Here is a 26,920-nt window from a genome sequence, read left to right as displayed (position 1 = left end):
CCAGGCGATCAGTCGCCCTCCAGCCAATCACATCGCGCCACGCGCCCTCGCTGCCGGTAGGGGTTTGTCCGTATTGCCAGACTCCGTTGACCGTGTCCGTACCGGATGACGGGCATGCAGGGGAGCATGTCCAACCTTCCACTCCACGATCACACCCACCACGACGACCCTGACCGCGGGTTCGTCGCGCGGCTCGACCCCGCGGTGATCAGGAACGCCGACGGCCGGGTCGTCTGGGACGGCGACTCCTACGCCTTCCTCCAGGAGGAGTGCCCCGGCACCGCGCATCCCGGCCTCTGGCGCGAGGGCCGGCGCTGCGCCCGCCAGGGGCTGTACGAGGTGACCGACGGCGTCTACCAGGTGCGCGGGCTCGACCTGTCGAACATGACCCTCGTCGAGGGCGACACCGGCGTCGTGGTGATCGACCCGCTCGGCTCGGTCGAGTGCGCGGCGGCGGCGCTCGGCCTGTACCGGGCGCACCGGGGCGACCGGCCCGTCACGGGCGTCGTCCACATGCACTCCCACGTGGACCACTTCGGCGGCGTGCGCGGCGTCACCGGCGGCGGCGTGCCGATCCTCGCGCCGGCCGGGTTCATGGAGCACGCGGTCTCGGAGCGCGTCCACGCCCGCGCCGCCGTGACGCGCCGCTCGGTCTACACCTACGGCCAGGCGCTCGAACGCTCACCGCTCGGCCAGATCGGCGCGGGCCTCGGGCTGGCCGTCTCCACGGGCGCGATCTCGCTGATCCCGCCCACGATCGCCATCACGCGCACGGGCCAGGAGGAGGTCGTGGACGGCGTGACGATGGAGTTCCAGCTCGTGGCGGGGCCGGGTGATCCCGCGCAGATGACGTTCGTCCTCCCCGGCCGCCGCGCCCTCTTCCTCGCCGAGAACGTCACCCGCGACCAGCACGACCTGCTGCCGCTGCACGGGGCGGCGGTCCGTGACCCCCGGGCGTGGGCGCGCCGCCTCACCGGGACGATCACGTTGTGCGCCGGCCGGGCCGATGTCGCGCTCGCCTCCCACCACTGGCCCGTCTGGGGCGCGGACGACGTCGTACGGCTGCTGACCCGGCAGCGGGACCTGCACACGTACCTGCACGACCAGACGGTGCGTCTGATGAACAAGGGACTCACCGCGTCCGAGATCGCCGAGACGCTCCCGCTGCCGCCGGAACTGGAGGAGGCGTGGCACGCGCGCGGCTACCACGGCGCGCTCAGCCAGCAGGTCAGGGCCGTCTACCAGCGCTATCTCGGCTGGTTCGACGGCAACCCGGCGCACCTGTGGGAGCACCCGCCGCGCGAGAGCGCCATCCGGTACGTCAAGTGCCTGGGGGGAGGGGGCGCCGTGGTGGAGTTCGCGCGCGGCTACATCGGCCAGGGCGACCTGCGCTTCGCGGCGCAGCTCCTCAACCACGCCGTCTTCGCCGACGAGGGCAACAAGGAGGCGCGGGACCTGCTCGCCGAGGTGTACACCCGGCTCGGGCGCGGGGCGGAGAACGCCACGTGGCGCAACGTCTACCTGACGGGGGCGCTGGAGCTGGCCGACGGGATCGTGCCGGCGGTGCCCGCCGCGCCGTGCCCGGACCTGGTCGCGGCGCTCCCCGTGGAACGGATCTTCGACTCGGTCGCCATCCGGCTCCACGGGCCGCGCGCCTGGAACGAGAGCCTGTCGATCGACTGGCACCTGACCGACCTGGGGGAGCGCCACCGCACGACGCTGTCGAACGGCGCGCTCGTCCAGCAGCAGGACCCGCCGGACGGGCCGGTGGACCTCACGCTGCGGCTGACCCGCCAGCAGCTCATCGCGCTGTTCTGCGGCAAGGGGGCCGAGGGGGTCGAGCGGGAGGGCGACGTCGGGGCGCTGCGCCGCCTGGTGGCGCTCCTGGACGACGCCATGCCGGACTTCCCGGTGGTCACGCCCTGACCGGCTTCACAGGCCGGCGTGGCTGATCAGCAGCATGGCCGAGGCGCAGGCCAGCACGCTCGCGGTGAACGCCCCCGCCCACGGAGGCAGCGCCCGCGCGCAGGTCAGGGCGATCGGGAAGACCAGCCAGACGAACGGCTGCGCGGCCGCCGCGAGCACGGCCCACGCCAGCACGACCGGGAGCAGGCACAGCAGCGCCAGGCCGGGCCGCGCCGGGACCAGCTCGGCCTCGAGGAGCGTCCAGGCGACGTACAGGCCGCCGAGCAGCGCGCCGCCGGCGGCCACGGCCGTGCCGCCGGCGCCGGCGGTCGCGATCAGGGCGGACACCAGCAGCAGCCCGAACAGGCCGTGGGACACCCAGCGGAGCGCGCCCGGCCGCATTGTGAACAGGAATCGACTCATACGCTCACCCACGGTAACCGTCGCGAGCCCCCCGGGCACTCACCGGCCCCCCGCGAGTCCCGTGTCGTCTCCTTGTCGCGTCCTTTCTTCGGCGCCGCGTGGGAGGCCGCCAGGAGTAGTCATGCTTCATTAAACGGAGTATTGTTGCCGGGCGCGCCAGGAAGATCCACTCGCGAGCCGTACAGGTGCCTCGGCGGTCGCGTGCGCGCATGACGTCGAAACACGGGAGACCGACCATGAACACCTTCAGAAAGACGGCCTTGGCCCTGGCCGTGACAGCCGTGCTCGGCGGCTGCGGGGGCGACGCCGAGCCGGCCGGGAAGAGCGCTTCACCTTCCGCGAAGTCGGCCGCGACGGCACAGGAGAAGAGGCGCCAGTTCGAATCGGTCAAGGCGGACTGCATGAAGCAGAAGGGCTTCAAGTACATCGCCTACGTGCCGAAGGAAGATGCCACCGAAGACCAGCGCAAGCGTGAAGCCGGCGACTATGAGGCGCTGAAGGCCCAGCGGGCGAAGTACGGCTTCGGGGTCTTCTCGTCCTACGTCTACCCGAAGGCCGCGGACGGCCCCGAGAACATGCCCGACCTCTCGGGGGCCGACCCCAACGGGGACATCCCGTCGAAGCTCTCCCCGGCCCAGCGCAGGAGCTACTACAAGGCCCTGAACGCCTGCGTCGTCGTCGCGGCCAAGCAGGTCCTCGGCAAGACGGTGACGTCCGGCACGGACCTGTTCGAGCAGCTCGCCGATGCCTCGGACAAGGCGGCTGAGCGCGAACTCGACGGTGACGCCGAACTGGTCGGGCTGGCAACGAGCATGGCCACGTGCCTGACGGGCAAGGGATACAAGGTCTCCGGCACCAGGCCGACGCAACTGTCGGCACGCGGCTGGCTCGCGTTCCTCGACCAGGAGGACGCGATCGGCCGCGGGCAGCGCGACGACGTTCCCGACGTGCCGTCGCCCGCCAAGAAGGGCGAGCCCGTGCGAAGGTTCGGAGCCAGGCTCACGCCCGCCCAGGCCAAGCCGTACCTGGCCAAGGAGGTCAAGGCCGCCCTGGACGACCTGGAATGCGGCAAGGACTTCTATCGGGTCTACACCCCCAAGGCGGAGGCCGTCGATGCGAAGATCGCCGAGGAGTACGGCAGCTGAGGTCTTCATGACGGTCAACAGCCGATGCCCGGCCCGAAATGGCGAACGCTGTAGGACCGCAAAAGGCTCTCGTGGGACGACCGCCGCGTATGTAGGGCGTGCAAGCGGCCTTCGCCATGGCCGACATCAGTAGGACAGCGATGAAGGAGTGACGATCATGTTCACTTCAGTTCGTTCCGCGCCGATGACCCGTCTGGCGGCGGTGCTGGCCTCCGCCGCGCTGACGCTGACGGTCGGCGCTCCCGCCGCGATGGCGACGCCTCAAGTCCCCGCCGGTACCAGCGGCACAGTTGCCGTCCCGGTGAGGGAGGGGAGCTTCTTCATCGCGCTCCCGAGGCATGGCTTCAGGGCGGGCACCGTCAACTTCAGGATCAAGAACGTGGGCTGGCACCGGCACGCGCTGTCGGTCGCCGGGCCCGGAGTCCGCAGCACCTCCGCGGTCATGCCGCCCGGGGGGAGGACATCGCTCACCGTGGCCCTGAAGAAGGGCCGTTACCTGCTGTGGTGTCCGGTGGACCACCACCGTCAGCGGGGCATGTGGACGTGGATCTGGGTGAGGTAGCGAACCAAGCCGCTGCTTTTCGGGGGTCCCGGAAAATTCGCCAAGAAATCCGGGGAGGCGGTGTCGGATCGGGACGGTGGCGTTCGTAGCAGGGGTGAGGCCGCCCGCAAGGGAGCGGCGCCAAGGCGAAGGAACCCCGATCATGAAGCTGACGACCATCACTCAGGTCACCCTCGACGGCGTGATGCAGGGAAACGGCGGCGCGTCGGACGAGGACCGCAGGAACGGGTTCGAGCGCGGCGGATGGGCCCTGGGCAGGGGGGACGACGAGACCCGCGCGTTCATCAACCAGACCTACCAGCGCGCCGACGCGTTCCTGTTCGGCCGGCGGACCTACGAGCTGTTCGCCGGCTCGTGGGGGTCCATGACGGTCCAGGACGCCCCGGGCTGGGAGCCCGTCGTGCGGGCGTTGAACACGCGGCCCAAGTACGTGGCGTCGACCACGCTCGCCGGTCCGGCGTGGTCGGGCACCACCGTCCTGCCCGACGACCTCGCGACCGCCGTCGCGGACCTGAAGGCCGAGCCGGGGGGTGAGCTGCAGGTGCACGGCAGCGGCACCCTGACCCGGTGGCTGCTGGAGAACGATCTGGTCGACGAGATGACGCTGATCGTCGTTCCTGTCATTCTCGGCCAGGGGGCGCGGCTGTTCCCGGACGCGGGCCCGGATCTCGCCCTCGACCTGGTCGAGTCGCGAGTCGACTCCAAGGGCGTGACGATCCAGGTCTACCGGCCGGCCGGGCGCCCGCAGTACGCGAGGCCCTGAAGTCCCTGACCGGTATGCCCCACTGTCCGACGCCACAGGAGATGATCTTCAGATGCGGTATCTGGTTTCCGTGATCCACGACCGGCCCGGCCTCGCCACCCCGGAGGAGGACGCCGCGATCGACGTGTTCAACGACCGGCTCCAGGCCGAGGGCCACTGGGTCTTCGCCGGCGGCCTCGCCTCGCCCGACGCGGCCACCGTCATCGACAACCGGGGTGGGGAGGCGATGGTCACCGACGGGCCCTTCCTGGAGTCCAAGGAGTACCTGATCGGCTTCTGGATCATCAAGGCCGCCGACCTCGACGTGGCGCTCAAGCTCGCCGCCGAGGGGTCGAGGGCCTGCAACCGGAAAGTCGAGGTGCGGCCGTTCCTGTGAACGGGATCGACGTCCGTGAGGTGATCACCCGGGCGCACCGTGAGGAGTGGGCACGCGTGGTCGCCTCCCTGACCAGGCGCTTCGGTGACCTCGACATCGCCGAGGAGGCGGCGGCCGAGGCGTTCGCGACCGCCGTCGAGCGGTGGCCGGCCGACGGCGTACCCCCCAATCCGGGCGCCTGGCTGACCACCACCGCCAACCACAAGGCCATCGACCGGCTCCGGCGCGAGAACAAGCGCGACGACAAGCACAAGGAGGCTCAGATGGTCCACGACGACGCCCCGCCCGAGCCTGCCGGCGCCATCGACGACGACCGGCTCCGGCTGATCTTCACCTGCTGCCACCCGGCGCTGGCGATGGAGGCCCGCGTGGCGCTGACGTTGCGCATGGTCGCCGGCCTGACCATGCCCGAGATCGCCCGCGCCTTCCTGGTGGCCGAGAGCGCCATGGGGCAGCGGATCACCCGTGCGAAGGCCAAGATCAAGGCGGCGCGCATCCCCTATCGGGTGCCGTCGGCGGAGGATCTCCCGGCGCGCGTCCGCGGCGTCCTCGCCGTCCTCTATCTCGTCTTCAACGAGGGCTACCTGGCCACCGGCCCCGACACCGATCCCGTACGTCACGAGCTGACCGCCGAGGCGATCCGGCTCACCCGCCTGATCCGTGCCCTCCTGCCGGATGACGGTGAGGTGGCCGGGCTGCTGGCGCTGATGCTCCTCACCGAGGCCCGCCGCGCCGCCCGGGTCTCGGCCGGCGGCGAACTGGTCGCTCTCGACGAGCAGGACCGCGGGGCCTGGGACGCGGCGCTGATCGCCGAGGGGCACCGGCTGGTGCGCGAGCGCCTCGCCGCCGGGGTGGCTCCGGGTCGCTACCAGATTCTCGCGGCGATCAACGCCGTGCACACCTCCGCCCGCGACATGCGCGACACCGACTGGTCGCAGGTCCTCGCCCTCTACGACCAGCTCGTACGCCTCGACCCCTCGCCGATCATCGCCCTCAACCGGGCCATCGCGGTCGCCGAGCTCGACGGCCCGGAGGTGGCACTGGCGGCCGTCGACCGTCTCGAACCCAGGCTGGCCGGCTATCACGCCTACCACGCCACCCGCGCCGACCTGCTGCGCCGGCTGGGCCGCGGTCAGGAGTCGCGCGCGGCCTACGACCGGGCCATCGACCTGGCGGGCAACACCGCCGAGACCGCCTACCTGACCCGCCGCCGCGACCAACTGCGGTAGCGCCCACAGATGCGTCCCGCCCGGGAGATCCGGTGGTGGCCCGGGGCCGAATCGTTCCGGCGCGCGTCGCGCGGCGTTTGACCGCCGTCCATGGACGCGCCGGACACGGTCTGTAAGGATCTTCCGGAGTACTTTTCCCCCTCGGAAGGCACACGGAAGAACATGCGGGTCGCACACGTACTGCTCACGGCAGCTCTCACCACCGCCCTCGGCTCCGGCCCCGCCCTGGCGGCGCCGGCGGAGGCGGGACCGGCGCGGTTCCCGGCGGAGGTGAACGGCGGCGCCTGGCCGTCGGGCCACGTGCAGGGCATGGCCCTGGACCGGAAGAAGGGGTACATGTACTTCTCCTTCACCAACCTCCTCGTCAAGACCGACCTGCAGGGCAACCCGGTGGGCTCGGTCACCGGGTTCACCGGCCACCTGGGCGACCTCGACTTCAACGAGAAGGACGGCCGCGTCTACGGCTCCCTGGAGTACAAGGACGCGAAGGCGTTCTACATCGCCATCTTCGACGTCGACCGGATCACCAGCCTCGACATGAACGCCGAGGGGTCCGACGTGGTGACCGCCGTCTACCTCAAGGACGTGGTGGACGACTACGCCGCCGACATGAACGGCGACGGCGTCTTCGACGGCAACGTCGCCAACACCCCCGACCACCGCTACGGCTGCAGCGGCATCGACGGCGTCGCCTTCGGCCCCGAGTTCGGCCGGCGCGGCGGGCAGCAGAAGCTGACCGTCGCCTACGGCGTCTACGCCAACACCACGCGCACCGACAACGACCACCAGGTGCTGTTGCAGTACGACATCCGCGACTGGCGCACGTACGAGCGCCCGCTGACCCAGTCCCAGCCGCACACGGCCGGTCCGGACCAGGCGGCCGGCAAGTACTTCGTCCGCACCGGCAACACCACCTACGGCGTGCAGAACCTGGAGTACGACAAGCGCTCGGGCAACTGGCTGATGGCCGTCTACAAGGGCGTCAAGCCGCAGTTCCCGAACTACTCGCTGTTCGTCGTGGACGGCTCCGCCCGCCCGGTCGAGGGGCCGATCGAGGGACAGCCGAAGCCGGAGAGCGGCACCCTGCTGCCGCTGCTCGACCAGGGCCTGCACCACGACGCGACCGGCGTCCGGGGCTGGGAGTCGGGCGGTCAGTACGGCCTGGTCTCCCTCGACGACGGCCGCTTCTACCTGGCCAAGGACGGCAAGATCACGGAGGGCGGCGTGACCAAGCAGACCGGCGTCGCCCAGCTCCACCGCTGGACCGGCCAGACCCCGACCCCGTTCGAGCGGATCCAGTAAGGCCCGCAGCGGGCCGCGCCCGCCGCTAAAAGCTACACGCCGCGTCCGCCGCGGAAAGCTACTCGCCGCGGCGGGCGCGGGCCCGGCGCTTGCCCGCGTGCATCGCCTGCACCCGCGCCACCGGGATCGTGTGCCCCTCCTCGACCAGGTCGGCGGGCAGCCGCTGCGGCGGCGGCATCAGCTCCGCCCACGGGTCGCGGCCGTCCAGCAGCGCCGGCACGGTGTGCACGGTGAAGTCACCCGGGCTCACCGCGCCGAGGTCGTCCCAGGCCACGGGGAACGACACCGGCACGCCCGGCTGGACCCGCGGGCTGTAGGCCGCCACCACCGTCGCCCCGCCCGCCCGGGTCGAGTCGATGAACACCTTGCCCTGGCGGTCCTCCCGGATGAACGCCGTCGTGGCGAGGCCGGGGTCGAGGCGCGCGGCGCGGGCGCCGAGGGCGCGGGTCGCCGCCGCCAGGTCCTCCACCGGGACGCCCGCCTCCACGGGCACGAACACGTGCGCCCCCTTGGCGCCGCTCGTCTTGACCGCGCCCGCCAGGCCCGCGTCGGCGAGCGCCCGCCGGACGAGCAGGGCCGCCCGCACGGCGAGGTCGAACGCGCCGCCCTCCGGCGGGTCGAGGTCGAGCACCAGATGGGTGGCGTCACCGCCGGCGGGGCCCAGCGCCGGGTGGTACTCGACGGCCCGCTGGTTGGCGAACCAGAGCAGCGTGCGCCGGTCGTCGCAGAGCGCGTACGACACCTGCCGGCGCGAGGCCTCGGCCCAGACCGAGACGGTCCTGATCCAGGAGGGGGCGTACGTGGGCAGATTCTTCTGCATGAACGGCTGCTGGCCCGGCCGTACGCGCAGCACCGACAGCGCGCGCCCGCGTAGGGCCGGGAGGATGCGGGTGCGTACGGCGTCCAGGTAGTCGACGAGGTCGCGTTTGGTCGCGCCGGCCCCGTCGAACAGGGGCTGGTCCAGGTTGGTCAGCGTCACGCCGTCGCGCGTCTCATCGCCGCTCATCCGCCCCACGATGCCCGGTACGCGCCGGTCGGGTCAACGATCTCAGCGGCAGACGGCGATGGCGGCCTCGGCGACGAGCGTCTCGACGACCGTGACGACGTCCTGGACCACCAGCAGGCTCTCGCGGGCGATGGCCCGCAGCCGGCTGACGAACCGGCCGAGCTGTGCTCTCTGTCACGGGTCTGCGTCGTGATCCACCGCAGCCTGTGCGAGTCTGCCCCTACAGCCCCGGCCCGCTGGGGGACATGCCAGCCGCGAAAGATGCTCAAGCGGCAGAATGCATGAATTAGCCGGCGCCCACCTGCTACGCAAACGTGCCGATTCAGGGAGCCCTTCGGGGAGCCTGTGCCAGATCCACAATTCGGCCGTCGTTGACACAACTGCCGGCCCGGCGTTTCACGACAATTCGAGATCGCTGCATCTGACTGCCGTCATCGTTCTGGAGCTCCAGGCTGTTACGCCGATTCATGTCCATTTTATGGTGATTCATATCATATTGCTCTGCGATCTTGGCCAGAGGTACAGCTTGTTTGCTATTTACCCCTCAGCAGACAGAGGTGTCAGTGAACAAATTGGTCAGCGCGGCGAGGTTTGGCGGTACCCCACCTCGCCGCCTTGAGCCGGCTCCAGCCGCAACGCCCGCTCCGCCGTCGATGACGACCTTTCCAAGCCCCAGGATCATGACGTACCGCTGCGGGCGGCCGGTGCAGCTCAAGCAGCCCGATGGCAGATGGGGCCAGGTCGTGCCAGTGGAGTTCCGTCTGCCCGTGCAGGCCGACGGGTTGACGCTCTCCATGGCCAAGGGCGGCGGACTGGCGCTGAAGAACACCAAGGGCAAGACTGCCTTGTCCGCGCCGGCGCCCCGGATGTGGGACGGCGCCGCGGCCACCACCACGGACAAGCAGCCGGGCCGTGAAGCCAAGGTCAAGAGGAGCGTGGAGACCAAGAATGACCGTTCCGATGGAAGCTCGGAGGGTCACTCATGTTTGGCGCCTGTTGATAGTTCGATTTTGCTGGGCGCATGACGTCTGAGGAGACTATAAGTGCTCGAACGTGGAGCTCGACCTAAATTGGCGATACTGTTCACACTGACTCTTGCGGCTGCCTGCCTCTCTTGGATCCTGTGGCCGGGGCCATGGAGCTGTGACAGCGACTTCGACCATACCAAGTTCGCGGTGATCGGATCGGTCAAGGTGACCAATCCTGCTTACAATATTCACGAAGTGGGGGATTATTCGCCCAGTGCCTGCCGAGCCAGCTTGGGTCTGATGGACAAGAGCAGAAAGATGAGCTTCTCTCTCCAGCCTCTTGGATATGACGCACGAAAGGCGTGGCTTTACAAGAATGCGAGCGTGGAACTGGAGCTGAACGGATCCCTGGTCGGCCCCAGGGTGAAGGAGACGTACCTTTCGAGCATCATCTCTAATCCTGCCACCTTTCATGAGACTCCGATCAAGGCAGTGCGGGGACTGCTGAAGGAGCATCCTGATGCCCATTATGGGCTGGTGGTCGGCTTCAAGGAAGGCATTCCGTGGGACACTTACAGGGAGCTGGTCGAAAGAAACTCCAACGATGGCCGGCTGGCGGCGGCGGATGTGGTGTTTTTCAGCCCTTTCGGTACCGAGTCGAATGCGGGAAATTTCCTGCGACACAACGTCAAGCCCATTGGATGGGACTGGAGCGATGAGGTCAGGGAACTGATGGGGGCGGGTGGCGAGATCGAAGGTGACCAGCTCGAAGAGTTCCGTTATTGGGTGTCCCGACTCGAGCCCGACGATGATCGCCTGCTCCGCAGATTCCGACTCAGTCTCTCTGAGCTGAGACGGTGGTCCCAGCAAGGATTGGTTTACGGCTACATCTCTGAAGCGCGGAGCAAGGTCCATATGAAGATGCTTGACAGCCGCCATGTCGACTGGGCTCGCATCATCGACCGTGATCCGCCGACGAAGATCGACTGACAGCGAACCGAGCGACATTCGCGCAGTCGATTCCACCCCCTATCGACGGCTGTGCCTGGTCACGTCCCGTCGCGCGTCTCATCGCTGCTCACGCGCTCCACCCTGCCCGCCTCACGCCTCGTCAGGCAACACCTGCACATATCCCTCGGAGCCGTTGACGCGGATGCGCTGCCCGTCGCGGATGCGCCGCGTCGCGCCCTCGACGCCCACGACGGACGGCAGGCCGTACTCCCGGGCGACCACGGCGCCGTGCGTCATCACCCCGCCGACCTCCATGACCACCCCCTTCACCGACACGAACAGCGGCGACCAGCTCGGGTCGGTGAAGACCGTGACGAGGATGTCGCCCTCCTCGACCTCGGCGTCCGCCATGTCGAGCACGACCCGGGCCCGGCCCTCGACGACACCGGACGACACCGCGATGCCGGCCAGCGCGCCCTCGGGCAGCTTCCCGGTGTCGTACTCGCCGTCGATCACCTCGCCCTCGGAGGTGATGACGCGGGGCGGCGTCATCCTCCGGTACGTCTCGTGCGCCTCGCGCCGCTCGGTGATGACGGTGTAGTCGAGCCGTCCGGTGCCGACCACCTGCCGCAGCTCCTCGAAGGACAGGAAGTACACGTCCTCGGGCTCCTTGATCACGCCCTGGAGGACCAGCCGCCCGGCCTCGGCGAGCAGCGCCCGCTTGTACAGCTCGTAACGCTGGAGCAGGGCGTGCTTGGAGTACTCGCGGTAGCCGATGAAGTGCCGGATCAGGCTCATCCTGCGGGCCGCCTTCGCGGCCTTGCGGGCGCCTCCGGGCAGCTTCCTGATCCGCTCCAGCAGGTCGTTCATCGTCCGCTCGGCCTCGGCGCGGCCCCGCTCCGCCTTGCGCTCGCGCTCGCCGGGGGCCAGGGTGCGGACGTTGGACAGGATCAGCGGGACGAGCAGCGTGGGGTCCTCGCTCCACCGCGTCCGGGTGATGTCGATGTCGCCCTGGCCGTGCATGCCGTACGCGCGCAGGTAGTCCTCCAGGGAGCGGCGGACCGCCTCGCCGCCCTCGACCCCGGCCAGCCCGGCGAGGAACGTGTCGCGCTCGGCCGTCTCCAGGTACGCGACCACCTCCGGGTGCTCGCGGACCACGTCGGAGACCGCGAGCAGGTCGAGGCCCATCGCGGCCACCACGTTGTGGTCGGCGGACTGCGAGACGGGGTCGGCCGCGTTCTTGACGCCCAGCCACTCCTCGATGTGCTTGTTGACCCAGTTCACCGACTGGATGCCGATGAGCGCCGCCGCCACGCTGCGCGGGTCGAAGGTGAGGTCGGCGATGACGTCGTGGTCCTTCTCGATGTACGCGAACAGCGCGTCACCCGACATGCCCGCGATCCCCCGGCGCAGCTCCTCGACCGTCGCCTCGGTCTTGGCGATCAGGTCGGGGACGACGCGGGGGTCGTCCTCGCGGGAGAGCTTGAGGTACTGGCGGGCCAGGGGCAGCGGGCCGCCCGGGCCGACGTCCGTCAGCGAGGTCTTCCCCCCGGCCAGGTCCTTGACGAAGTCCTTCCTGGCCAGCACGGTGCGCAGGGCGGCGGCCATCAGCACGTCCACCTGGCCCAGGCTCTTGAGCGTGGCGGCCCGGGTGAAGGGCGACGACAGCTCGGGCGACAGGTCCTTGTAGAACCGGTCGCCGGCCACGGTCCCGGCGGTGCGGCCGAGCTTCTGGTGGAACAGCTCGAACATCGACAGGCCGAGCGGGGCGAACGCGTCGGTCATCATCTGCCGGTGCCCGTAGGAGATGTAGACGTGGTTGCGGTCGTCGTCCGCCTCGGGCACGGGGTAGAGCGTGGTGATGGGGCGGCTCTGCAGCACGTGGAACTCGCCGTCCGACAGCGCCCACTCGATGTCCTGGGGGCGGCCGAAGTGCGCCTCGATCAGCCTGCCGAGGCGTTCGAGCCGCAGGATCCGCGCGTCGTCCAGCGTCTGGGCCTGGCAGCGGGCCTCCTCGACGGGCCGCTCCTCCGTGCCGCCGTCGGCGGAGGCGCGCAGCTCCATGCTCTGGGTGGCGATGCGCCTGCCGATGATCCGGCCGTCGCGCACCCGGTAGTTGTCGGCGTCCACGAGCCCGGAGACGAACGCCTCGCCGAGGCCGAACCCGGCGTCGATCGAGACCACCCGGCGGTTGGAGCTGACCGGGTCGGCGGTGAACATGATGCCCGCCGCGTCGGGGAAGACCATGCGCTGCACGACGACCGAGGCCCGCACCGCCCGGTGGTCGAAGCCGTTCTGGACGCGGTAGGCGACGGCCCGGTCGGTGAACAGCGAGGCCCAGCAGCTCCGTACGGCGTCCACGACGGCCCGCTCGCCGCGGACGTTCAGGTAGGTGTCCTGCTGGCCGGCGAACGAGCTGGACGGCAGATCCTCGGCGGTGGCGCTGGAGCGCACGGCGCAGGCCACGTCGCCGCCGGTCCCGGCCTCGGCGGTGAGGTCCGCGAGGCGGCGGGTGACGTCCTTCTCGATCTCCTCCGGCACGGGCAGGGCCCTGACCGTGCCGCGCAGCCGCCCGGCCGCCCGGGCGATGCCGGCGCGGTCGTCGGCCCGCAGGCCCGCGAGGTCGTCGATCAGGCCGCTGACGGCCGGGTCGCTCTCCACCACCGCCCGGTACGCCTCGGTGGTGACGCAGAACCCGCCGGGTACGTGGACGCCCTCGATCGAGGACAGCTCGCCGAGGTTCGCCCCCTTGCCGCCGACCCGGGGGAGTGCGGTCCGGTCGATCTCGTGGAAACCGAGTACATAGGCACTCATGGCAGATCCCATCTCTTGCTTGATTAAAATACAGTACACCTCTGTATTTGAATCCGGACTGGAGGTTTCCATGGCGACCAGGATCTGCCTCGTCACGGGCGCGTCGTCGGGCATCGGCCACGCGACCGCGCTGGAGCTGCTGCGCGCCGGCCACGTCGTCTACGGCGCCGCGCGCCGCGTGGAGCGGATGGAGGCCATCCGCGCCGCCGGCGGGCACGTCCTGCGGGCGGACGTCACGAGCGAGGCCGACACCGAGCGCGCAGTGCGCACGATCCTCGACGAGCAGGGCCGCGTCGACGTCCTCGTCAACAACGCCGGCGCCGGGCTGCACGGCGCGATCGAGGACGTCCCGGTCGAGCGGGCCCGGCGGCTGTTCGAGGTCAACCTCTTCGGTGCGGCCCGGCTCGCCCAGCTCGTCCTGCCCGGCATGCGCGAGCGGCGCTCGGGCCGGATCGTCAACGTCTCGTCGATCGCCGGCCGGTTCTCGCTGCCGATGGTCGCCTGGTACCACGCCTCGAAGCACGCCCTGGAGGCGTTCTCGGACGGGCTGCGCCAGGAGGTCCGGCCGTTCGGCATCGAGGTCGTGGTGGTCGAGCCGGGCCTGGTCAGGACCGAGTTCGAGCAGGAGGCGGCGCGCGAGCTGCGCGCCTTCTCCGGAAGCGGCGCCTACCACCGGCTGGCCGAGGCCATGGCCCGCAGGAGCGAGGGGGCGGCCGCGGCCGGGATGTCCGATCCGGCGGTGGTGGCGCGGACCATCCGCAAGGCCGTGGAGACGCGGCGGCCGAGGCTGCGCTACCCGACCGGTCACCTGGCCCGGTCGATCCTCGCCTTCGCCGGGCTCACACCGGACCGCCTGTTCGACCGCATGGTGACTAGGATCGGGTGACGTGTCCACCACCCGCGTGCCGCGCCCGCCGGGGCGGCCTCGCAGCCAGCAGGTGGACGAGGCCGTCCTCGCTGCCGCCCTCGACCTGCTGATCGAGCGCGGCGCCAGCGAGACGAGCATCGAGCAGGTCGCCCAGCGTGCCGGGGTGACCCGCGCCACGGTCTACCGCAGGTTCCCGGGCAAGACCGCGCTGCTCATCCAGGCCATCGAGTCGGTCCACCAGGACCACGCCCCGGGCGCCATCGACTGGCCGGGCATCGACCCCATGCTGGACGACTGGGCTCTCTACCTCAGCGTGCCGCGCAACCGCCGCATGCTCCGCCGCCTCTACGGCGCCGTGGACGACCATCCGGAGCTGCTGCGGGCCTACCGCGACTCGCACGGGGCGCGCCGGGCGGCGGCCGAGCACGCCGCGCTGGCCCGCTCGCGCGAGCGCGGCGAGCTGTCTCCGGACGCCGACCTCGACGCCCTCCAGCAGATCCTCGGGGGAGCCGTCCTGCATCACCTGGGGGCCTGTCCGGACACGGTGACCGCCGGGGAGGTCAAGGCGTACCTGGTCACCCTCCTGCGCCAGACGGGCTACCGGCCCCAGGAGTAACGACAGCACCGTGACCCCCTGGGGTCCCCGGCCCCGCCGGGGGCTCGCGGCGCGACACGCCGAGTCCCCTCGGGGAAGGCGAATTGTGGGGTTTTGGGGGGTATTGCGGGCGGTATCCCGCTTGTGGGGGGAGCCATGAACAAGATCGTTGCCGCTGGTCTCGGGGTGGTGGTCATGCTGGGCCTGTGCGCCTCCTCGGCGCGGGCCGACGGCGACCTGCGCGATCTGGGGTCGGCGAGCGCCGACGGCGACAACCGCGGCCTGGCCTCGGCGGGCGCCAACGGCGACGGCCAGGACGTCAGCAGGCGCCAGTACCAGATCCTGCTCCACCAGTGCTCGTACGCGAACACGGCGGCGGCGCGCACGCGGTGCCGCGACGACGTCAGGCAGACCTACCACGTCGGCGCGGCGAACCCGTCGCTCGACTGCCGCACCTACTCGGGGGTGACGGTGTGCGGGAAGATCATGCTGGGCCCCTCCGAACGCGCCTGCGTCCGGGACTCCGTCGCCAGAGGGATCTCCTACCGGCGCTCGGAGGTGGAGTGCTACGCCTTCCTCTGAGGAGGCCGGTACGGCGGGCGGTCACGGGGCCAGGGCCAGCGCCACGGCCATGCCGCACCACGCGGCGCCCAGCCCGGCCGCCACGCTGCCCAGCGCGTTGAGCACCGCGTACGTCGTGGCGCCGTCGCGCACCAGCCGCACGGTCTCGTACCCGAACGTCGAGTACGTGGTCAGCGCCCCGCAGAAGCCGGTGCCCAGCAGGGTCATGACGGGCCCGGACACCGGCGCGGCGGCGAGGAAACCCAGGATCATCGAGCCGACCGTGTTGACCGTCAGGGTGCCCCACGGGAACACGGTGTCGTGCCGCGACTGCACGGCCCGGTCGACCAGGTAGCGCAGCGGAGCCCCGACGGCGGCCCCGAGTGCGACGAGCAGCACGGTCACGAGTCGCGTCCGCCCCCGCCCGTGTCCACCGGCCTGGCGCCGCCGGAGTCCCCGGCCCCGGAGCCCGGGTCCCCGGCCCCGGAGCCCGGGTCCCCGGCCCTGGAGTCCGTCTCGCCCGGGTCCCCGGCCGCGCGGCCCGCGTAGCGGATCACCTCGACCTCGTCGACCATCACCAGCCCCTCGCTGACCAACTCGTCGAGCTGCGGCAGGAAGGCGCGGATCCGGTCCGGGGTGTCCACGATCACGATCGCCAGCGGCAGGTCCTCCGACAGCGACAGGATGCGGGCGGTGTGGAGCTCGCTGGAGGCGCCGTACCCCTCGATGCCGCGGATCACGCTGGCGCCCGCCAGCCCCGCCTGCCGGGCGCGGTGCACGATCTCGTGGTAGAGCGGCTTGTGGTGCCAGGAGGCGTCCTCCTCGACGTAGACGGTCAGGCGCAACGCCGGGCCCTTGAGTCTCATCGCCGTTCCTCCCCTCGCGAGCGCCAGGTGACGAACACCAGACGGCCCAGACGCTCCCCCGCGTGGGTCGCGAGCAGCGCGGCGACCAGGGTGCCGGCCAGGTAGGCCAGCGCCGTGCGGGCCGCGCCGGCCTCCAGCGCCTTCTGCGTGTCCACCACGTACGTCGAGAACGTGGTGTAGCCGCCGAGCACGCCGATGCCCAGGAAGGGCCGCACCAGCCGGTGGACCCGCCACGTCTCGGTGATGGCGACCATGAGCAGGCCGATCAGCAGGCACCCCGTCACGTTGATCAGCCACGTGGCCCACGCGAACCCGCCGGGCGGGTGGGGGAGGGCGAGCGTGATGCCGAAGCGGGCCAGCGCGCCCAGCGCGCCGCCGACGGAGATCGCGCCCAGCGTGGCCCAGGGGGCGCGCCGCACCCACGGCTCGGGTCGCGGCGCCGGGCGCGGACCCGCGCCGGAGCCGGCCGGGCGGCGCGCGCCGGACGCGCGGGCGTCGGACATGTCCCTCCTACCGGACTGTGCCTCTGGTAGCGACGCTACCCCTCCCCGGTCCGGGGGATCGCGCGAGGTGGGCCGCTTCCCGGGGGCGGCGGGCGAAAAAATCCGACAGGTCGGAAATACCATAGGGGGGTACCGTGTTAGGGTGGGTGTACGGCAAGGGAGAGGAGGATCGGCGATGGCGGGATACTCCGCACGCAAGGACGACCACAGCCGGCGGCTGCGCCGGATCGAGGGGCAGGTCCGCGGGCTTCAGCGCATGGTCGAGGACGACAAGTACTGCATCGACGTCCTGACCCAGGTGTCGGCGGCCACCAGCGCCCTGCAGTCGTTCGCCCTGTCCCTGCTGGAGGAGCACCTGGCCCACTGCGTCGCCGAGGCCGCCCGCGAAGGCGGGCCCGAGGCGCAGGCCAAGGTCAAGGAGGCCTCCGACGCGATCGCGCGGCTCGTGCGCTCGTGACCCGACCGTTGAGTTTCGTTCCGTTACCGCTGTTTCGAGGAGTGATCGGTATGGCCACCACCGCTACCTACACCGTCAAGGGCATGACCTGCGGCCACTGCGTCAGCTCCGTGAAGGAGGAGGTCGGCGAGGTGCCGGGCGTCACCGGCGTCGAGGTCGACCTGCAGAGCGGCCTGCTGACCGTGGCCAGCGAGCAGCCGGTCGAGCAGGCCGCGATCGTGGCCGCCGTCGAGGAGGCCGGTTACAGCGTGGCGGGCGCGTCGTGAACACGGCAGGCAGGCTCGGGCTCTACGCCCTGGGGCTGGCCGTGGTGTTCGGCGGCGCGCTCGGCGCGGGCAACGCGCTGGGCGACGCCGGCGCGGTGACGGCGGGGGCGAAGTCCCCCGCCGCCCACGCGGCCGCCGGCGCGCACGGCGAGCAGGCCGACCATGGTCAGCAGGACGCCCAGGGCCACGGCGACGCGGCACAGGCAGGCTCCGAAGATACCCCCGGGGGGCTTCAAGTGTCAGAGAACGGTTACACCCTCGTCCCGCTCACCGGCGAGATCAAGCCCGGTCAGCCCGCAGACTTCCGCTTCGCCGTGACCGGCCCCGGCGGGGGCAACGTCACGGACTTCCAGACCCGCCACGACAAGCGGCTCCACCTCATCGTCACCTCGCGCGACCTGACGACGTTCCAGCACGTCCACCCGGAGATGTCCGCCGACGGCGTCTGGACCGTCAAGCTGACCCTGCCCGAGGCCGGCCCCTACCGCGCCTTCGCCGACTTCGCGCCGACCGGCGGGCCCGCGCTGACGCTCGGGGCCGACGTGTTCGTCGCCGGCGGCTACACCCCCCGCCCGCTGCCCGCGGCCGCCCGCACGGCCAGTGTGGACGGCTACACGGTCGAGCTGGCCGGCGACCTCGTCCCCGGCCGGTCGAGCCGCCTGGCGCTCAAGGTCAGCAAGGGCGGTGAGCCGGTCACCGACCTGCAGCCGTATCTTGGAGCGTACGGGCACCTCGTCGCCCTGCGCGGCGGCGACCTGGCATACCTGCACGTCCACCCCGACGGCACGCCCGGCGACGGCGTCACGAAGGCCGGTCCCGAGATCGTCTTCTACGCGCAGGCGCCGAGCGGCGGCGACTACCGCCTCTTCCTGGACTTCCAGCACGAGGGGAAGGTCCGCACCGCCGCCTTCACCGTCCACGCCGGCTCGACCGGCGCGACGCCCGAGCCGAGCGGCACGCCCGCCGGCACGCCGAGCGCCGGCCCGGCCGACCACGACGATCAGGGCGCGCACGCCCACTGATCGCGGGACGCGACGAAAGGAGAGGTGATGTCCCCCATCACGGAGACCCCCGTCACCGGGGAGAGGCCGCACGGCGCGGTCGAGCTGGCGATCGGCGGCATGACCTGCGCGTCCTGCGCCAACCGCATCGAGCGCAAGCTGAACAAGCTGGACGGCGTCACGGCGACCGTCAACTACGCCACGGAGAAGGCCAAGGTCATCTTCCCCGAGGGGCTCGACCCGAAGGTGCTGGTCACCGAGGTCGAGAAGGCCGGCTACAGCGCCGCCCTGCCCGAGCCGCCCGCCCCCGAGGAGGAGCCCGGCGCCGGGCGCGGCGAGCGCGGCGAGGGCCCGGACGAGCTGGGGCCGCTGCGCTCCCGGCTGATCACGGCCGTGGTGCTGAGCGTCCCGGTGATCGCGATGGCGATGGTGCCGGCGCTGCAGTTCACGTACTGGCAGTGGCTGTCGCTCACGCTGGCCGCGCCGGTCGTGGTCTACGCCGGATGGCCCTTCCACAAGGCCGCCTGGACCAACCTGCGCCACGGCGCGGCGACCATGGACACGCTGGTGTCGCTCGGCACGATCGCCGCGCTCGGGTGGTCGCTGTGGGCGCTGTTCCTCGGCACGGCCGGCATGCCCGGCATGACGCACCCGTTCGAGCTGACGATCGCCCGCACCGACGGCTCGGGCAACATCTACCTGGAGGCCGCCGCCGGGGTGACCGCGTTCATCCTGGCCGGACGCTACTTCGAGGCCCGCTCCAAGCGGCGGGCGGGCGCGGCCCTGCGGGCGCTGATGGAGCTGGGCGCCAAGGACGTCGCCGTCCTGCGTGACGGCGCCGAGGTCCGCGTGCCGATCTCCCGCCTCGCCGTCGGCGACCGGTTCGTCGTCCGGCCGGGCGAGAAGATCGCCACGGACGGCGTGGTCGAGGAGGGCACGTCCGCGGTCGACGCGTCGATGCTGACCGGCGAGTCCGTGCCCGTCGAGGTGCGGCCGGGCGACGCGGTCACCGGCGCCACCGTCAACGCGGGCGGCCGGCTGGTCGTGCGCGCCACCCGCGTCGGCTCCGACACGCAGCTCGCCCAGATGGCCAGGCTCGTGGAGGAGGCGCAGACCGGCAAGGCGCAGGTGCAGCGGCTGGCCGACCGGATCTCGGGCGTGTTCGTGCCCATCGTGATCGCGCTGTCGCTGGGCACGCTCGGCTTCTGGCTCGGCGCGGGCGCGGGCCCGGCGGCGGCCTTCACCGCCGCGGTGGCCGTGCTCATCATCGCCTGCCCCTGCGCGCTCGGCCTGGCCACGCCCACCGCGCTGCTGGTCGGCACGGGCCGCGGCGCCCAGCTCGGCATCCTCATCAAGGGGCCGGAGGTGCTGGAGTCGACCCGCCGGGTGGACACCGTCGTGCTGGACAAGACCGGCACCGTCACCGAGGGCCGCATGACGCTGGTCGAGACGCACGTGGCCGACGGCGAGGACCCCGTCGAGGTGCTGCGCCTGGCCGGGGCGCTGGAGAACGCCTCCGAGCACCCCATCGCCCGGGCCGTCGCCCGCGGCGCCGTCGAGCGGGCCGGTGAGCTGCCCACGCCCGAGGACTTCGCCAACGTCGAGGGGCTCGGCGTGCAGGGCGTCGTGGACGGGCACGCGGTGCTCGTCGGCCGGCCCCGGCTGCTGGCCGAGTGGTCCCAGCACCTGCCCGCCGACCTGGAGCGGGCGCTGGAGAAGGCGCAGGAGGCGGGCCGCACGGCCGTCGCCGTCGGCTGGGACGGCAAGGCCCGCGCCGTGCTGGTCGTGGCCGACGTGGTCAAGCCCACCTCGGCCGAGGCGATCCGGCGGCTGCGCGCGCTCGGCCTGACCCCCGTGCTGCTCACCGGCGACAACGAGGCCGTCGCGCGGAGCGTGGCCGCCGAGGTCGGCATCGACGAGGTGATCGCCGAGGTGCTGCCCCAGGACAAGGTGGACGTGGTCAAGCGGCTCCAGTCCGAGGGCAGGTCGGTGGCCATGGTCGGCGACGGGGTCAACGACGCCGCCGCGCTCGCCCAGGCCGACCTGGGCCTGGCCATGGGCACCGGCACCGACGTGGCCATCGAGGCGTCCGACCTGACGCTGGTGCGGGGCGACCTCCGCGTGGCGGCCGACGCGATCCGGCTGTCGCGCCGGACGTTGCGTACGATCAAGGGGAACCTGTTCTGGGCGTTCGCCTACAACGTGGCCGCCCTGCCGCTGGCCGCCATGGGGTTGCTCAACCCCATGATCGCCGGCGCCGCGATGGCGTTCTCCAGCGTCTTCGTGGTCAGCAACAGCCTGCGGCTGCGCGGGTTCAAGTGATCCGCGCGCGGCAGCCCGAGAGCGGCCGAGGCGGCCGGTGACGAGAGGGTCCCGGCCGCCTCGGCTCTTTCGTCTCCCGCTCAGGTGCAGGTGAGACGCGGCTCGGGGGCGTACACGGTGTGGAACTTCTGCTTGCGCACCACCTGGCCGTCCTTCCGGAAGATCCGCCACACGTCGATCGCGAAGCCCGGCGCCCCGCCCATCGGCAGGCAGTCCGGCCCGGAGTCCGTGAGGGCGGGGAAGTCCTTGACCGCGTAGCGGGCGGAGCTGCGGGACTCGACGTCGTACCGCTTGGTGCTCCAGAGCTCGACCGTGACGGACGTGTTCGTGTACGAGGTCCTGATCAGCACCCCGTACGGCGAGTCGTTGCGCCAGCGGAAGTCCGGCTGCGGGAACGACACCGTGGACTCGCGGCCCGCCGGATACCGGGAGATGAAGAACTGGTGCGGCGTGTGCCGCACGTCCTCGAACCCGCCGAAGAACACCGCGTTGAACATCGTGGTCGCGAACTGCGACACGCCCCCGCCCACGTCGTCGACGAACCGGCCGTCCAGGATCATGGGCGCCGCCACGAAGCCGCGCTCGCGGTCGCGCCTGCCCACGAGCCCGTTCAGCGAGAACGTCGCGCCCGGCCGGACCACATGGCCGTCCACCAGGTCGGCGATGCGGTGGATGTTCGTGACGCGGGGCGCGCAGCACGGGTGCCGCGTGGTGAAGGAGCCGACCTTCTCCCTGACGCCCAGCGCGCGCGCCCGCTCGGTGGTCAGGGCGGGCTCGACCCGGGTGAGGGCGACTGCGGCCGTGCGGGTCCCCGACGCGAGGGCGGCCGACACCGCGGCGCTCACCGCCGTGGGGGCGAGGCCGCTGCCCGCCCGGCCCGGCACGACCGCCGGGCGACCCTTGGCGATCCTGAACGCGGCGTCCTCGGGGCGCTCGGCGGCCGGGACCAGCGTCTCCCGCAGCTCGGCGGCGACCTCCCGCGCGTCGAACGACGGCCGCAGCCCGCCCCGCCCGTCCGCCACGAACCGCAGGTGGGCCGCCAGCCGCGACCGCGACAGGGTGGCCCGCCGCCCGCCCGCCGTCAGCGTCAGCGGCGCCGCCACCGCCGCGCGGGCGGCGGAGCCGGCGGCGGCGCGCGCCCTCTCCGCCGTCACCGACGGGGCGAGCGCGCGGACCGGCAGCGTGACCCTCGACCGGCGGGCGAGGAAGGCGTCGCGGATGGCCCGCGCCGCGGCGGCCCGGTCGAGGGCGCGTCCCGCCTCGGGCAGCACCGGCCGCGGCTCCAGCCCCACGTAGCGGACGCCGCCCTCCCGGGGCGCGCGGTCCACGGCCCGGGCCAGCGCGGCGACCTTCCGCGCCAGCAGCCGCTCGTCCACCCGGACCCGCGGGGGCAGCGCGCGGCCGCCGAACAGGCCGCGGGCGACTCCGGCGGGCGTGCTCACGCCGTCCATGGCGGCCGCGACCGTGGCCGTGGCGTCGAGCGCGAGGCCCAGGTCGGCGGGCGCCACGGTGACGGTCCTGCCCGGCGCGGCCAGTGCCATCCGGCCGGGCCGGGCGAACGCCTCCGCCAGGCGGGCCCGCGCCCCGGCCGGCGAGAGCCCGCCGATGTCCACGCCCGCGGCCGTCGTGCGCGGCGGCACCTCGCCGGCCAGCACCACCGCCGGCACCCCGTACGCGGACACGACGAGGACGGCGGCGACAGCCGCGATCCGTCCTGCCCGGGGGCGAACGATCCTGCGCCGTGCGGTCATGCGCGTGCCTCCTGCCCGGGCGCCGCCACGGTGCCGGCGCCGATGGGAGATACGCGGGCGGGCCCGCCGGCGGCCGGGTCGGGAGCCGGCCGCAGCGGCCCGCGTGTCGGTGCCGCACGCGCGGGTCCGCCGAATCCACGATTACGGTCAACGCACGTACCGTCACCAGGAGTCACATCAGTCATGCTCGCGCACCGCACGACCGCCCGCATCGTGATCGCCGCCATCGGAGCCCTCGGCCTGCTCACGGCCTGCGGGGGGAGCGGCGGCCAGGCCCCGGCCGGCGGCTCGACCGCCGAGGCCCCCGCCGCGCGGCAGACCGACGCCCAGCCCTCGAAGGAGCACAACGACGCCGACGTCATGTTCGCGCGGATGATGATCCCGCATCACCTCCAGGCCGTCCGGATGGCCGGCCTGGCCGCCGCGCGCGCCGAGGACCCCGAGGTGAAGAAGCTGGCCGAGCGCATCAGGGCCGCTCAGGAGCCGGAGATCGCCGCCCTGCGGGCCTGGCTCCGGGCGTGGGGGATGCCCGAGTCCACCCGCGGGCACCTGCGGCACGGCATGCCCGGCATGCTGTCCGCCGACGACCTGGAGGATCTCGAAGCGGTCAGCGGTGACATCTTCGACAAGCAGTTCGCCCGGCTGATGATCGCCCACCACGAAGGGGCGGTCACGATGGCCCAGAAGGAGCGGCTGGAGGGCGAGAGCGCCGACGCCAAGGGGCTCGCCCAGAGCATCGAGACGTCGCAGCGGGACGAGATCGAGCAGCTGAGGCGCATCCTCGACCGCCTCTGACCCGCTGCCGCCGCCGATCCTTCACCGCTTCCGAGCAGTCACCGGCTGCGGGCTCAGGGGAGCCATCTCTCGGCGGTCCTCACTGCCCGTCCTGGTAGACCATGGGGCCTGACTCCTTGTACGCCGCGCGCGAGGCGTCCCTGAGCCACTTGGCCGCGCCGGCGTCTCTGGTGAGGTTCGTGTAGACGGCCAGGGTGCGGATCACATATCGGCCGCTCTGCCCGATCCACGAGTACAGCTGTACGTTCCACCAGTTCGACGTGTAGCAGATGCCGGTCGATCCTGGGCCCGTCAGGGGACACCGGATCCCCCAGTCCTGCACGTAGACGTCCTTGAGCCGTGAGTACGCGGTTCCGGCCCTGCCCGAGTCCCTCAGCGGAACGACCCAGACGGTCACCATGATGCGCCCCTTGGGAGCGCCCGAGCTGACATAGGCGCCCACGGCCATGTTGTCGCAGCGTGCCTTGCGCAGGGCGGACTTGACCCTGGCGTCGGGCCACGGGCTCGGGCAGTCCTCCACCCCGGCCGCCTTACGGCTGAAACGCACCCCCTCGGCACTCGTGAAGGACAATGGCAGCAGGGCGTCGGCCGTGATCGGGGTCGGGTCCGTGCTCTCCTTGTCGAGGTCCGCGGGGTTGAACGGATCCGCGGTCGGCTCTTCGGACGCTGTCCGCGAAGGCGCCGGCGGGGGTGTGGAGGAAGCGATCGGCTGGGGGGAGTGGGCGGAGGCGGGCTGAGAGGCGGAGGCGGGCTGAGAGGCGGAGGTCTGGCCGCCCGACAGCGCTCCCCGGACCGCGTTCTTGACCATGGCCCGTACGCCCACCGTGGCCAGCACCAGAGCAACCACTCCGGCGCCGACAGCCAGACCGATCTTCTTCGACCGTCCGCCCCCACCGGGCGGAGGCGGGGGAGGGGCGCCCCGTCCAGGTGATCCATGCGGCTCCGCCGAGCCGGGAGGCTCGTCGCCGGTCAGGCGGCGCAGGAGGTCGGCGGCGCTCGGCCGGGCCGTGGGGTCCTTGGCCAGGCAGGCGGTCAGCGCCGGGCGCAGTTCCCGCGGCACGGACGACAGGTCGGGTTCGCGGGTCAGAATGGCGTGCATGATCACGGGAAGGGCGTCTCCGCGGAAGGCCTGCTGCCCGGTGGCCGCGTAGACCATGGAGGTCGCCCAGCTGAACAGGTCGGCCGCCGGGGTGATCGGCGCTTCGCCGAACTGCTCCGGCGCCATGTAGGCGGGGGTGCCCACCACACTGTGCGTGGCCGTCTGGGCGGTCACCCTGGCGATCCCGAAATCGATCACCACAGGCCCTTCCGGACCCATGATCACATTGTGCGGCTTGAAGTCACGGTGGACTATCCCGGCCCGGTGGATGGCCGCCAGCGCGGTGAGCGTGGCCACCGCGAGCCGCTCCAGCCCGCTGCCCGAACGCGGGCCCTCGGTCCTGACCAGCAGGTCGAGCGATGGTCCCGGGATGTGCTCACTGACGATGTACGGCCGGCCGCCCGCCAAGCCCGTGTCCAGCACTCGGGCAGTACAGAACGGGGCAACCTGGCGAGCCGCCTCAGCCTCGCGCAGGAACCGGCGGCGTGCGTCCTCGTCCGCCGCGGCTCCAGCGTGTAACACCTTGACCGCGACCTGCTCGCCGGACGACCCCTGGCCCAGGTAAACCGTTCCCTGGCCGCCCCGCCCCAGGACACCAGCAAGCCGATATGGGCCGATCTGACGTAAATCGTCCGGCGTGAGCGGCTGCACAAGATCTCACCCTAGCGTTTGCCGACATGATCTCCTCAATGCCATACACGGTGGTTCGCGAGGTTCGTCCGGGTCTCGTGTGGTTTGACCGTTGGCGGGCTGGAAAGAGGGCTTCCGCGGTCCGGCCATGAACGCCGGCGCGACGCCCGGCGCCGAGGGGGACACCGGGCGTCGCGCCGGCATCGAGGAAGACTTGGAGGAGCCGTCGACCATGGATCATTCGCGCGCGCCCGTGCTGGAGGCGCTGGAGGCCTACCACCGCACCGGCCAGACGCCGTTCAGCCCGCCCGGCCACAAGCAGGGGCGCGGCGCCGACCCGCGGGTGGTCGAGGTGCTGGGCGAGGGGGTCTTCCGCTCGGACGTGCTCGCGAGCGCCGGCCTGGACGACCGCTCCTCCTCCGGCGGTGTCCTGGAGAAGGCGCAGGAGCTGATGGCCGACGCCGTGGGCGCCGAGCACACGTTCTTCTCGACCTGCGGCAGCTCCCTGTCGGTCAAGGCGGCCATGCTGGCCGTCGCGGGCCCGCACGAGAAGCTGATCCTCGGCCGTGACGCGCACAAGTCCATGGTGGCCGGCCTGATCCTGTCCGGGGTCGAGCCGATCTGGGTGGATCCGCAATGGGACGCCGGCCTGCACCTGGCCCACCCGCCGTCCGTGGAGGCGTTCGCCGAGGCCCTGGCCGTCGCCCCCGACGCCAAGGGCGTGCTGGTGACCACGCCCACCCCGTACGGCACCTGCGGCGACCTGGAGGGCCTGGCCAGGCTGTGCCACGAGCACGGCAAGCCCCTGGTGGTGGACGAGGCGTGGGGCGCCCACTTCCCCTTCCACCCCGACCTGCCGACCTGGGCCATGGACGCGGGCGCCGACCTGTGCGTCACCTCGGTCCACAAGATGGGCTCCGGCCTGGAGCAGAGCTCGGTCTTCCACCTCCAGGGCGACCTGGTCGATCCCGCGGTGCTGAAGGCGCGGGCCGACCTGCTGGCCACGACGAGCGCCTCGGTGCTGGTGTACGCGGCGCTGGACGGCTGGCGCCGGCAGATGGTGCAGCACGGCCGCGCCCTGTACGGCCGCACGCTGGCGCTGGCCGAGCGGGTGCGCGCCGCCGTCGAGGAGATCGACGGCCTGCACGTGTACGGGCGCGACGAGTTCGTCGGCTCCGGCCTGGCGGCCGACATGGACCCCCTCCAGGTGATCATCGACGTGAGCGGGTACCTGCCGCCGGGGTACGCCATGCACGACTGGATGCGCGAGCACCACCAGGTCAACCTGCACCTGTCGGACCAGTTGCGGATCAGCGCCCAGCTCACCCACGCCGACGACGAGGAGTCGACCGGGAAGCTGCTCAATGGGCTGCGCGACCTGGTCAAGCACGTGGACGAGCTGCCGAGGGCCGCGGTGCGGCTGCCCTCGCCGTCCCGGATGCGGATGGAGCAGGTCATGTCGCCGCGCGACGCGTTCTTCGCCAGGACCGAGCAGGTGCCGGTGGAGCAGGCGGCCGGGCGGATCTCGGCGGAGATGCTCACGCCGTACCCGCCGGGCGTCCCGGCCGTGGTGCCGGGGGAGCGGCTGACGTACGAGGTGCTGAAGTACCTGCGTTCGGGGGTGGACGCGGGCATGGTCGTCCCGGACGCCGTGGACACCACCGTCAGGTCCGTACGGGTCGTCGCGTTGTGAAACCCGATGTCGACCTGGGAGGACGCCGCGTGAGAAGCCGCCGGAGAGGGTAGTTACCCCACACGGACT

Annotated in this window: 26 protein-coding genes; 18 read left to right on the top strand and 8 right to left on the bottom strand. The window is 71.8% G+C overall.

Going from position 1 to position 26,920, the window contains the following annotated elements; genetic code table 11:
- The first annotated feature begins 126 nt into the window (after window positions 1-126).
- Window positions 127-1,926, top strand: a complete 1,800-nt coding sequence (locus HTZ77_RS40690) for an alkyl/aryl-sulfatase (RefSeq protein WP_175595125.1) — start codon at window positions 127-129, stop codon at window positions 1,924-1,926.
- A 6-nt stretch (window positions 1,927-1,932) separates the two neighbouring features.
- Here the strand turns inward: HTZ77_RS40690 and HTZ77_RS40685 are convergent, their stop codons facing one another.
- Window positions 1,933-2,328: a hypothetical protein gene (locus HTZ77_RS40685; RefSeq protein WP_175595124.1), complete on the bottom strand. Its 396-nt coding sequence runs from the start codon at window positions 2,326-2,328 to the stop codon at window positions 1,933-1,935.
- Between the two features lie 236 nt (window positions 2,329-2,564).
- Between HTZ77_RS40685 and HTZ77_RS40680 the strand changes: the two genes are divergently transcribed.
- From HTZ77_RS40680 to HTZ77_RS40655, 6 genes are all read left to right on the top strand, one after another.
- Window positions 2,565-3,473, top strand: a complete 909-nt coding sequence (locus HTZ77_RS40680; protein WP_175595123.1) for a hypothetical protein — start codon at window positions 2,565-2,567, stop codon at window positions 3,471-3,473.
- A 157-nt stretch (window positions 3,474-3,630) separates the two neighbouring features.
- Window positions 3,631-4,035, top strand: coding sequence for a hypothetical protein (locus HTZ77_RS40675; RefSeq protein ID WP_175595122.1), 405 nt, complete (start codon window positions 3,631-3,633; stop codon window positions 4,033-4,035).
- A 142-nt stretch (window positions 4,036-4,177) separates the two neighbouring features.
- A complete protein-coding gene (locus HTZ77_RS40670; RefSeq protein ID WP_175595121.1) occupies window positions 4,178-4,798 on the top strand; it encodes a dihydrofolate reductase family protein in 621 nt (206 codons plus the stop codon).
- Window positions 4,799-4,850: 52 nt separating this feature from the next.
- Entirely contained in the window at window positions 4,851-5,174 is a 324-nt protein-coding gene (locus tag HTZ77_RS40665) for a YciI family protein (RefSeq protein WP_175595120.1), read from the top strand.
- Entirely contained in the window at window positions 5,171-6,403 is a 1,233-nt protein-coding gene (locus HTZ77_RS40660; protein WP_175595119.1) for an RNA polymerase sigma factor, read from the top strand. Before HTZ77_RS40665 ends, HTZ77_RS40660 begins: the two co-directional genes overlap by 4 nt.
- Before the next feature lie 162 nt (window positions 6,404-6,565).
- Complete coding sequence (locus tag HTZ77_RS40655) at window positions 6,566-7,705, top strand: hypothetical protein (protein WP_175595118.1); 1,140 nt, start codon at window positions 6,566-6,568, stop codon at window positions 7,703-7,705.
- A gap of 58 nt (window positions 7,706-7,763) precedes the next feature.
- On the opposite strand, the gene HTZ77_RS40650 is transcribed toward HTZ77_RS40655, so the two are convergent.
- On the bottom strand, window positions 7,764-8,711 hold the full coding sequence (locus tag HTZ77_RS40650) for a DNA polymerase domain-containing protein (protein WP_175595117.1): 948 nt from the start codon (window positions 8,709-8,711) through the stop codon (window positions 7,764-7,766).
- A 680-nt stretch (window positions 8,712-9,391) separates the two neighbouring features.
- On the opposite strand from HTZ77_RS40650, the gene HTZ77_RS40645 reads away from it, so the two are divergent.
- Together HTZ77_RS40645 and HTZ77_RS40640 are read left to right on the top strand one after the other, a co-directional pair.
- Window positions 9,392-9,736: a hypothetical protein gene (locus HTZ77_RS40645; RefSeq protein ID WP_175595116.1), complete on the top strand. Its 345-nt coding sequence runs from the start codon at window positions 9,392-9,394 to the stop codon at window positions 9,734-9,736.
- Between the two features lie 18 nt (window positions 9,737-9,754).
- Window positions 9,755-10,669 (top strand): hypothetical protein, encoded by a 915-nt coding sequence (locus HTZ77_RS40640; protein WP_175595115.1) that lies wholly within the window; start codon window positions 9,755-9,757, stop codon window positions 10,667-10,669.
- A 111-nt stretch (window positions 10,670-10,780) separates the two neighbouring features.
- Here the strand turns inward: HTZ77_RS40640 and rph are convergent, their stop codons facing one another.
- Window positions 10,781-13,444, bottom strand: coding sequence for a rifamycin-inactivating phosphotransferase (gene rph, locus HTZ77_RS40635; RefSeq protein WP_175595114.1), 2,664 nt, complete (start codon window positions 13,442-13,444; stop codon window positions 10,781-10,783).
- Between the two features lie 70 nt (window positions 13,445-13,514).
- Between rph and HTZ77_RS40630 the strand changes: the two genes are divergently transcribed.
- The 3 genes from HTZ77_RS40630 (at window position 13,515) to HTZ77_RS40620 (ending at window position 15,489) form a co-directional block, all read left to right on the top strand.
- Window positions 13,515-14,330 (top strand): oxidoreductase, encoded by an 816-nt coding sequence (locus tag HTZ77_RS40630; RefSeq protein WP_175595113.1) that lies wholly within the window; start codon window positions 13,515-13,517, stop codon window positions 14,328-14,330.
- 1 nt (window position 14,331) lies between these two features.
- Entirely contained in the window at window positions 14,332-14,928 is a 597-nt protein-coding gene (locus HTZ77_RS48565; RefSeq protein WP_175595112.1) for a TetR/AcrR family transcriptional regulator, read from the top strand.
- 135 nt (window positions 14,929-15,063) lie between these two features.
- On the top strand, window positions 15,064-15,489 hold the full coding sequence (locus tag HTZ77_RS40620) for a hypothetical protein (RefSeq protein ID WP_235995902.1): 426 nt from the start codon (window positions 15,064-15,066) through the stop codon (window positions 15,487-15,489).
- A 21-nt stretch (window positions 15,490-15,510) separates the two neighbouring features.
- On the opposite strand, the gene crcB is transcribed toward HTZ77_RS40620, so the two are convergent.
- The 3 genes from crcB to HTZ77_RS40605 are packed head-to-tail and all read right to left on the bottom strand — an operon-like array spanning window position 15,511 to window position 16,837.
- Window positions 15,511-15,873, bottom strand: a complete 363-nt coding sequence (gene crcB / locus HTZ77_RS40615) for a fluoride efflux transporter CrcB (RefSeq protein WP_175595111.1) — start codon at window positions 15,871-15,873, stop codon at window positions 15,511-15,513.
- Window positions 15,870-16,334 (bottom strand): DUF190 domain-containing protein, encoded by a 465-nt coding sequence (locus HTZ77_RS47880; RefSeq protein ID WP_175595110.1) that lies wholly within the window; start codon window positions 16,332-16,334, stop codon window positions 15,870-15,872. Before HTZ77_RS47880 ends, crcB begins: the two co-directional genes overlap by 4 nt.
- Window positions 16,331-16,837 carry a fluoride efflux transporter FluC gene (locus tag HTZ77_RS40605; RefSeq protein WP_175595109.1) on the bottom strand — a complete coding sequence of 169 codons (507 nt, stop codon included), beginning with the start codon at window positions 16,835-16,837 and terminating at the stop codon, window positions 16,331-16,333. The genes HTZ77_RS47880 and HTZ77_RS40605 overlap by 4 nt, the downstream gene beginning before the upstream one ends.
- Before the next feature lie 175 nt (window positions 16,838-17,012).
- Here HTZ77_RS40605 and HTZ77_RS40600 point away from each other — a divergent pair, with 175 nt between their 5' ends.
- The 4 genes from HTZ77_RS40600 to HTZ77_RS40585 are packed head-to-tail and all read left to right on the top strand — an operon-like array spanning window position 17,013 to window position 20,883.
- On the top strand, window positions 17,013-17,294 hold the full coding sequence (locus HTZ77_RS40600) for a metal-sensitive transcriptional regulator (protein WP_175595108.1): 282 nt from the start codon (window positions 17,013-17,015) through the stop codon (window positions 17,292-17,294).
- A 50-nt stretch (window positions 17,295-17,344) separates the two neighbouring features.
- Window positions 17,345-17,560: a heavy-metal-associated domain-containing protein gene (locus HTZ77_RS40595; RefSeq protein ID WP_175595107.1), complete on the top strand. Its 216-nt coding sequence runs from the start codon at window positions 17,345-17,347 to the stop codon at window positions 17,558-17,560.
- Window positions 17,557-18,582, top strand: coding sequence for a hypothetical protein (locus tag HTZ77_RS40590; RefSeq protein ID WP_175595106.1), 1,026 nt, complete (start codon window positions 17,557-17,559; stop codon window positions 18,580-18,582). The genes HTZ77_RS40595 and HTZ77_RS40590 overlap by 4 nt, the downstream gene beginning before the upstream one ends.
- 27 nt (window positions 18,583-18,609) lie before the next feature.
- Window positions 18,610-20,883 carry a heavy metal translocating P-type ATPase gene (locus HTZ77_RS40585; protein WP_175595105.1) on the top strand — a complete coding sequence of 758 codons (2,274 nt, stop codon included), beginning with the start codon at window positions 18,610-18,612 and terminating at the stop codon, window positions 20,881-20,883.
- Between the two features lie 80 nt (window positions 20,884-20,963).
- On the opposite strand, the gene HTZ77_RS40580 is transcribed toward HTZ77_RS40585, so the two are convergent.
- Window positions 20,964-22,634 (bottom strand): VanW family protein, encoded by a 1,671-nt coding sequence (locus HTZ77_RS40580; protein WP_175595104.1) that lies wholly within the window; start codon window positions 22,632-22,634, stop codon window positions 20,964-20,966.
- Between the two features lie 183 nt (window positions 22,635-22,817).
- On the opposite strand from HTZ77_RS40580, the gene HTZ77_RS40575 reads away from it, so the two are divergent.
- Window positions 22,818-23,429, top strand: a complete 612-nt coding sequence (locus tag HTZ77_RS40575) for a DUF305 domain-containing protein (RefSeq protein WP_175595103.1) — start codon at window positions 22,818-22,820, stop codon at window positions 23,427-23,429.
- Window positions 23,430-23,508: 79 nt separating this feature from the next.
- On the opposite strand, the gene HTZ77_RS40570 is transcribed toward HTZ77_RS40575, so the two are convergent.
- Window positions 23,509-25,179, bottom strand: a complete 1,671-nt coding sequence (locus tag HTZ77_RS40570; RefSeq protein ID WP_175595102.1) for a protein kinase domain-containing protein — start codon at window positions 25,177-25,179, stop codon at window positions 23,509-23,511.
- A 211-nt stretch (window positions 25,180-25,390) separates the two neighbouring features.
- On the opposite strand from HTZ77_RS40570, the gene HTZ77_RS40565 reads away from it, so the two are divergent.
- Window positions 25,391-26,851, top strand: a complete 1,461-nt coding sequence (locus tag HTZ77_RS40565; RefSeq protein ID WP_175595101.1) for an aminotransferase class I/II-fold pyridoxal phosphate-dependent enzyme — start codon at window positions 25,391-25,393, stop codon at window positions 26,849-26,851.
- The last annotated feature ends 69 nt before the right edge of the window (window positions 26,852-26,920 follow it).

The sequence above is a fragment of the Nonomuraea montanisoli genome (assembly GCF_013363975.1).
Lineage (GTDB): Bacteria > Actinomycetota > Actinomycetes > Streptosporangiales > Streptosporangiaceae > Nonomuraea > Nonomuraea montanisoli.
Note: the sequence above shows the minus strand (reverse complement) of the source record. Positions and strands in the feature narration are given on the sequence as shown.

Coding starts and splice junctions, on each gene's coding strand:
- HTZ77_RS40690 (WP_175595125.1), top strand. CDS start 127: ATGTCCAACCTTCCACTCCACGATCACACCCACCACGACGACCCTGAC.
- HTZ77_RS40685 (WP_175595124.1), bottom strand. CDS start 2,328: ATGAGTCGATTCCTGTTCACAATGCGGCCGGGCGCGCTCCGCTGGGTG.
- HTZ77_RS40680 (WP_175595123.1), top strand. CDS start 2,565: ATGAACACCTTCAGAAAGACGGCCTTGGCCCTGGCCGTGACAGCCGTG.
- HTZ77_RS40675 (WP_175595122.1), top strand. CDS start 3,631: ATGTTCACTTCAGTTCGTTCCGCGCCGATGACCCGTCTGGCGGCGGTG.
- HTZ77_RS40670 (WP_175595121.1), top strand. CDS start 4,178: ATGAAGCTGACGACCATCACTCAGGTCACCCTCGACGGCGTGATGCAG.
- HTZ77_RS40665 (WP_175595120.1), top strand. CDS start 4,851: ATGCGGTATCTGGTTTCCGTGATCCACGACCGGCCCGGCCTCGCCACC.
- HTZ77_RS40655 (WP_175595118.1), top strand. CDS start 6,566: ATGCGGGTCGCACACGTACTGCTCACGGCAGCTCTCACCACCGCCCTC.
- HTZ77_RS40650 (WP_175595117.1), bottom strand. CDS start 8,711: ATGAGCGGCGATGAGACGCGCGACGGCGTGACGCTGACCAACCTGGAC.
- HTZ77_RS40645 (WP_175595116.1), top strand. CDS start 9,392: ATGACGTACCGCTGCGGGCGGCCGGTGCAGCTCAAGCAGCCCGATGGC.
- rph (WP_175595114.1), bottom strand. CDS start 13,444: ATGAGTGCCTATGTACTCGGTTTCCACGAGATCGACCGGACCGCACTC.
- HTZ77_RS40630 (WP_175595113.1), top strand. CDS start 13,515: ATGGCGACCAGGATCTGCCTCGTCACGGGCGCGTCGTCGGGCATCGGC.
- HTZ77_RS40620 (WP_235995902.1), top strand. CDS start 15,064: ATGAACAAGATCGTTGCCGCTGGTCTCGGGGTGGTGGTCATGCTGGGC.
- HTZ77_RS47880 (WP_175595110.1), bottom strand. CDS start 16,334: ATGAGACTCAAGGGCCCGGCGTTGCGCCTGACCGTCTACGTCGAGGAG.
- HTZ77_RS40605 (WP_175595109.1), bottom strand. CDS start 16,837: ATGTCCGACGCCCGCGCGTCCGGCGCGCGCCGCCCGGCCGGCTCCGGC.
- HTZ77_RS40600 (WP_175595108.1), top strand. CDS start 17,013: ATGGCGGGATACTCCGCACGCAAGGACGACCACAGCCGGCGGCTGCGC.
- HTZ77_RS40595 (WP_175595107.1), top strand. CDS start 17,345: ATGGCCACCACCGCTACCTACACCGTCAAGGGCATGACCTGCGGCCAC.
- HTZ77_RS40585 (WP_175595105.1), top strand. CDS start 18,610: ATGTCCCCCATCACGGAGACCCCCGTCACCGGGGAGAGGCCGCACGGC.
- HTZ77_RS40580 (WP_175595104.1), bottom strand. CDS start 22,634: ATGACCGCACGGCGCAGGATCGTTCGCCCCCGGGCAGGACGGATCGCG.
- HTZ77_RS40575 (WP_175595103.1), top strand. CDS start 22,818: ATGCTCGCGCACCGCACGACCGCCCGCATCGTGATCGCCGCCATCGGA.
- HTZ77_RS40565 (WP_175595101.1), top strand. CDS start 25,391: ATGGATCATTCGCGCGCGCCCGTGCTGGAGGCGCTGGAGGCCTACCAC.